This window comes from Acinetobacter sp. YH12236, from assembly GCF_013417645.1.
In the GTDB taxonomy this organism is placed as follows: domain Bacteria; phylum Pseudomonadota; class Gammaproteobacteria; order Pseudomonadales; family Moraxellaceae; genus Acinetobacter.
Genome location: NZ_VPDM01000015.1, coordinates 76,745 through 82,744, shown reverse-complemented (window position 1 = coordinate 82,744; position 6,000 = coordinate 76,745). Strand labels below are relative to the sequence as shown.

The window sequence follows — 6,000 nt, the reverse complement described above, 5'->3', positions numbered from 1 at the left end:
CAACGCCAGTTACAGTAGTCTTAACTGTGTCTTTGATACCCACGATTTCAACTTCTTCACCAACTTTGATGATACCAGTTTCAACACGGCCAGTTACAACTGTACCACGGCCAGAAATTGAGAATACATCTTCGATTGGCATCAAGAATGCTTGGTCGATTGCACGTTCTGGTTCTGGGATGTAAGAGTCAAGCGCTTCAACAAGAGCTACAACTGCGTCTTCACCGTATTGACCAGCTTCACCGTTCAGTGCAGCAAGTGCTGAACCACGGATTACAGGAGTGTCATCACCTGGGAAGTCGTAAGTAGAAAGAAGTTCACGAACTTCCATTTCAACCAGTTCAAGAAGCTCTTCGTCGTCTACAAGGTCGCATTTGTTCAAGAATACAACGATGTAAGGTACACCTACCTGACGAGAAAGCAGGATGTGTTCACGAGTTTGTGGCATTGGACCGTCAGTCGCAGCACATACAAGGATCGCACCGTCCATCTGAGCAGCACCAGTAATCATGTTTTTAACATAATCGGCGTGGCCCGGGCAGTCTACGTGAGCATAGTGACGAGTTGGAGAATCGTATTCTACGTGTGAAGTATTAATTGTAATACCACGTGCTTTTTCTTCTGGTGCAGAGTCGATTGCAGCGTAGTCTTTCGCTTCACCACCGAATTTTTTAGCACATACAGTTGCAATCGCAGCTGTTAAAGTTGTTTTACCATGGTCAACGTGACCGATTGTGCCCACGTTAACGTGTGGCTTATTACGTTCAAACTTAGCCTTAGCCATGTTCATCTTCCTTTGTAGATTACTCATGCAGTAAACCTGCATGAGTATTAGATTTTAACTATAAATTTAGTTAGGCAATATAGTAATCGAAAGATTACTCGTCGTCACCTTTTTTGCCGCCAGCTTGGAACTTAGCAATGATGCCTTCAGCCACGTTACGTGGAGTTTCAGCATATTTAGCAAATTCCATAGAGTAAGTCGCACGACCTTGAGACATAGAACGCATGTGAGTTGCGTAACCAAACATCTCAGAAAGTGGAACTTCAGCACGGATTGCTTTAGTACCGCCAGGAAGATCGTCCATACCTTGAACCATACCACGACGACGGTTTAAGTCACCCATGATATCGCCCATGTAGTCTTCTGGAGTTTCTACTTCAACTTTCATGATTGGTTCAAGAAGAACAGGATCTGCTTTCATGAAACCGTCACGGAAGGCATAAGAACCCGCCATTTTGAACGATAATTCGTCAGAGTCGACATCATGGTAAGAACCGTCGAACAATGTCGCTTTGATGCCAACTACTGGGTAACCAGCAAGGACACCATTCTTCATACGTTCTTGGATACCTTTGTCAACCGCACCGAAGAATTCTTTCGGTACTACACCGCCGACAACTTCTTCAGCGAACTCGTAGTCTTTACCAGATTCAGGGTCCATTGGCTCAAGACGTACGTATACGTGACCAAATTTACCTTTACCACCTGTTTGACGAACGAATTTACCTTCTTGTTCAACAGATTTTTTGATCGTTTCACGGTAAGCAACCATTGGTTTACCAATGTTTGCTTCAACGTTGAACTCACGTTTCATACGGTCAACGATGATGTCAAGGTGAAGCTCACCCATACCAGCAATGATGGTTTGACCAGATTCTTCGTCAGTACGTACGCGGAACGATGGATCTTCTTTCGCCAAACGACCTAAAGCAACTGACATTTTTTCTTGGTCAGCTTTAGTTTTAGGCTCAACTGCAAGTGCAATTACTGGCTCTGGGAATTCCATACGCTCTAGTGTAATTACGTGGTTTTCATCACATAATGTATCACCAGTCGTTGTATCTTTAAGACCTACACATGCCGCGATGTCGCCCGCACGAATTTCTTCGATGTCGTGACGGTCATTTGCGTGCATCTGTACGATACGGCCGATACGCTCACGTTTCATTTTCACTGGGTTATAAACCGGGCTACCCGCTTTAAGAACACCAGAGTAAACACGTACGAACGTTAAGTTACCAACGAATTTGTCGTTCATGATTTTGAACGCTAACGCAGCAAACGGTGCATCATCAGACGCTTCACGAGAACCTTCAGTTTCGTCTTTGTCGTCTAAGATACCTTTGATTGCTTCAACGTCAGTCGGCGCTGGAAGGAATTCAATTACTGCGTCCAACATACGTTGAACACCTTTGTTTTTGAACGCCGAACCACACATCATCGGTTGAATTTCGTTTGCAAGCGTACGCGTACGTAAACCAGCTACGATTTCTTCTTTCGTCAAATCACCTTCTTCAAGGTATTTGTCCATAAGCTCTTCAGATGCTTCCGCAGCTGCTTCAACCATGTTTGTACGCCATTCATTAGCAGTATCAACTAGGTCAGCTGGGATGTCGCCATATTCGAACTTCATACCTTGAGATGCTTCATCCCAGATAATCGCTTTCATTTCGATAAGGTCAACAACACCTTGGAAGTTTTCTTCAGCACCGATTGGAACAACGATTGGCACTGGGTTAGCACCCAAGCGAGTTTTCATTTGTTCAACCGCACGGAAGAAGTTCGCACCAGTACGGTCCATTTTGTTAACGAACGCAATACGTGGAACTTTATATTTGTTCGCTTGACGCCATACAGTTTCAGACTGAGGTTGTACACCACCTACAGCACAGTAAACCATACACGCACCGTCAAGAACACGCATAGAACGCTCAACTTCGATTGTGAAGTCAACGTGTCCTGGGGTGTCAATAACGTTAATACGGTGTTGTTCGAACTGGTTGCCCATACCTTTCCAGAAGCATGTTACAGCTGCTGAAGTAATGGTAATACCACGTTCTTGCTCTTGTTCCATCCAGTCCGTAGTTGCCGAACCTTCGTGAGTTTCACCTAGTTTGTGGCTCTCACCTGTGTAGAACAAAATACGTTCAGAAGTCGTTGTTTTACCAGCGTCAATGTGCGCTGAGATACCAATGTTACGGTAACGAGAAATTGGGGTTTGACGAGCCATGATTTCTTGCATTCCTAAATTTTGTTGTTTAAAACAGGACGCTTTAAGCTGCTGGGCAGCTTAAAGCGATTCGATGACAAAACAGCGAAAACTGGCTCATCATCCTCCTGAATAGGGGCTGTTTTAACCGCTTAGAAGCGATAGTGAGAGAAGGCTTTGTTGGCTTCAGCCATACGGTGCACATCTTCACGTTTTTTAACCGCTGCGCCTTTACCTTCAGCTGCATCAAGCAACTCGCCAGCAAGACGTAAAGCCATAGTTTTTTCAGAACGCTTAGCAGCAGCATCTACTAACCAACGCATAGCCAAGGCAGTACGACGGGATGGGCGCACTTCCATAGGTACCTGGTATGTAGCACCACCAACACGGCGTGCTTTTACTTCGACCATAGGACGAACTTTTTCAAGAGTAGTCTCGAAAAATTCAACTGGATCTACTTTAGATTTTTCTTGAACGCGGTCTAAAGCACCGTAAACGATACTTTCAGCAATAGATTTTTTACCATCTTGCATTACGTGGTTCATGAATTTAGCGATTGTTTGGCTGCTGAACTTAGGATCCGGAAGGATTTCACGAGCAGCGACTACGCGACGTCTTGGCATTTTAAAACTACCTATAAATATGACACTTCAGGTTAATCCAGCAGTAGCACAAAGTGTCGTGTGCATTCGCTGGCCTTACTACACGTCGCTTGAATTTTCACAAAATTAAATGCAGAAATCAGACAAGCGAGACGATAAAGGATTGCAGTTCTAGCGAACTAAGAGCTTAATCTCGAAAGATTATTTCTTAGGACGTTTAGTACCGTATTTAGAACGAGCTTGGTTACGATCTTTAACACCAGCACAGTCTAAAGAACCACGAACGGTATGGTAACGTACACCTGGTAAGTCTTTAACACGACCACCACGGATAAGAACAACACTGTGCTCTTGTAGGTTATGGCCTTCACCACCGATGTAGCTAGAAACTTCGAAACCTGAAGTTAAGCGAACACGGCAAACTTTACGCATTGCTGAGTTAGGTTTTTTAGGTGTAGTTGTGTAAACACGTGTACAAACACCACGGCGCTGTGGACAAGCCTTCAACGCAGGAACTTTAGATTTTTCAACTAAAGTCGTACGACCCTTACGGATCAACTGATTTGTTGTTGCCATGTGGCAATTCTCCCGTTAATAAAAAGCCCCAAAAAAATACTACTTTTTGAGGGCATGCAATTGTATGTCAAGATGCAAAATCGGTCAATATGCCGAAGTCAGGCAAAACACGATCGCATCTCGACTTTAAGCGTTTATTTTATGGCGAAAATCACTTATTTTTTCGATTTCGTGGCAGCATTTTTTGTAACATCTTCCGTAGTTTCCTTAGCTTGCGTTTGTTTGTCTGCAGTCTCGGAGTTTTCTGGATTGTTTGTATCCGTCTCTTCTTCAGCGGCTGCCTGTAACATTTCTGTGTCATTTTCCTGCAAGCCGAGCTCTTCTTCTAGGGCTGCATCTGCATCAAAAGAATCTTTTGGAATAGCCGGTTTTTGTTCCTGTCTAGCGTCGGCATGTTCAACCAGTTTATCGGTCAATTCATCCAGACCTTCACTGACCTTTTCATCTTTTTTCACTTCAGCTTCTTCCGGGCTCAAGCTTTCCTGCTCTTTCTTAACCAGTTTGACTTGCTTGATGGTTTGATTGCCTTCAATTGGGATTTCTTTATCCAGAATTGGCTTATCTTTATCAGCGGCTGAATGATCAAGATTTTCCATCAGCTTCGGGGTCGCCTGCTGGAGCAGGTCAACGGCTTTTTCATAGGCAGCATATGGCGACAAACCTAGATCCTGATGCTGCTGCAAATACTGACGAGCATGCGAGAATACTTCTTGAGCTTTCTGGTTCACATCATTCACAAAGCGATGGCTATAGACTGCACCAATCCCTGCACTTGCCAATGGAGTCAGTTTGGTTAGCTGCTCTAATAAAGACAGTTTCGGAAAATGGTTCATCCATTCCCACTTCATGCTGCCATCCTGATTACTGAGCCATTTTTTCAGTGTTTCTATATCATTGCTTGACCCGAGCATGGTCTGTAGCTGGGACAGGTCATGTGTCTTTAAGGTACTGCTCAGCGCTTTAAGCCCCATTAAGAGCGCCTGCTTTTCTGCAATCAGACTGAGATCAATCTGTCTAAAGATATGCTGTACGATTTCCTGATCGTCTTCCTTGCTCAGATCAAAACCATAAGAACGTCCTACTTGATAGATGGTACGCAGTGCCATCAATAAAGAAGCTGGAATATCAATCGCGGTTCCCAATACGCCAGTGACGCCACTTACAGCACCTTGTACTGTCGCCATCCATTTATTTTGTTCGGCAAACGCCTGAGAAATGCGTTGTGAACGCGTAGTATCCTGAGTCAGTTCTTCTAGATCCTTCGCCCCTGCTTCATTCAGGATGGCATCAACCGAACTCATCTGGTTGCTGAACTGATTCAGGTGATTATAAAAGTAGTCAGATACTTTGTCGGCCAACTGGGGAGAAACAAAATGCGCGACATTATTCACGGTATTAAAACGACGGCCCAGCAGCTGACGGGAAACATTTGGAAGATGTTCGCGTAGCATGTCTTTAGGATTTTCATATTTTTTTGAAGCAAAAGGGCTTTTGACTTTTGCCGAGCCATCAACAGCATGATCGGTATTGAAGGTTTTAGTCACAGAATCTGGTGCAACATGATTTAACAGTTCCAAACCTGTTGAACTGAACTTTTTCGCCACTCCAAAGGCATTCGAAATCAGACCATTAGATTGTTTATTATTAGCATTTACCATTTTTTACCTCAGCATGCACGTGCTTGTATTTGGTATAAATACTAGGTGTAGTCAGCATTTATCTCAACCTTATTCTGTTTCATTTAGTAAAAGCTCTACACAGTACTTTATAAACTCAACCTACTGTCACACGGCATAACATTTGCCATAAGATTTCAAAAATCTTTCTGC

General features: G+C 43.8%; 5 protein-coding genes. All 5 read right to left on the bottom strand.

Annotated elements, in window-relative coordinates:
• Positions 1–784: elongation factor Tu (locus tag FTV14_RS08675; protein WP_180053773.1), on the bottom strand; the 784-nt coding region annotated here is incomplete at its 3' end.
• A gap of 94 nt (positions 785–878) precedes the next feature.
• Positions 879–3,014 carry an elongation factor G gene (gene fusA, locus FTV14_RS08670; RefSeq protein ID WP_159123545.1) on the bottom strand — a complete coding sequence of 712 codons (2,136 nt, stop codon included), beginning with the start codon at positions 3,012–3,014 and terminating at the stop codon, positions 879–881.
• 131 nt (positions 3,015–3,145) lie between these two features.
• A complete protein-coding gene (gene rpsG / locus FTV14_RS08665; protein WP_004783282.1) occupies positions 3,146–3,616 on the bottom strand; it encodes a 30S ribosomal protein S7 in 471 nt (156 codons plus the stop codon).
• A 180-nt stretch (positions 3,617–3,796) separates the two neighbouring features.
• On the bottom strand, positions 3,797–4,171 hold the full coding sequence (gene rpsL, locus FTV14_RS08660; protein ID WP_004783283.1) for a 30S ribosomal protein S12: 375 nt from the start codon (positions 4,169–4,171) through the stop codon (positions 3,797–3,799).
• Between the two features lie 155 nt (positions 4,172–4,326).
• On the bottom strand, positions 4,327–5,829 hold the full coding sequence (locus FTV14_RS08655) for an EcsC family protein (RefSeq protein WP_180053772.1): 1,503 nt from the start codon (positions 5,827–5,829) through the stop codon (positions 4,327–4,329).
• Positions 5,830–6,000: the final 171 nt, after the last annotated feature.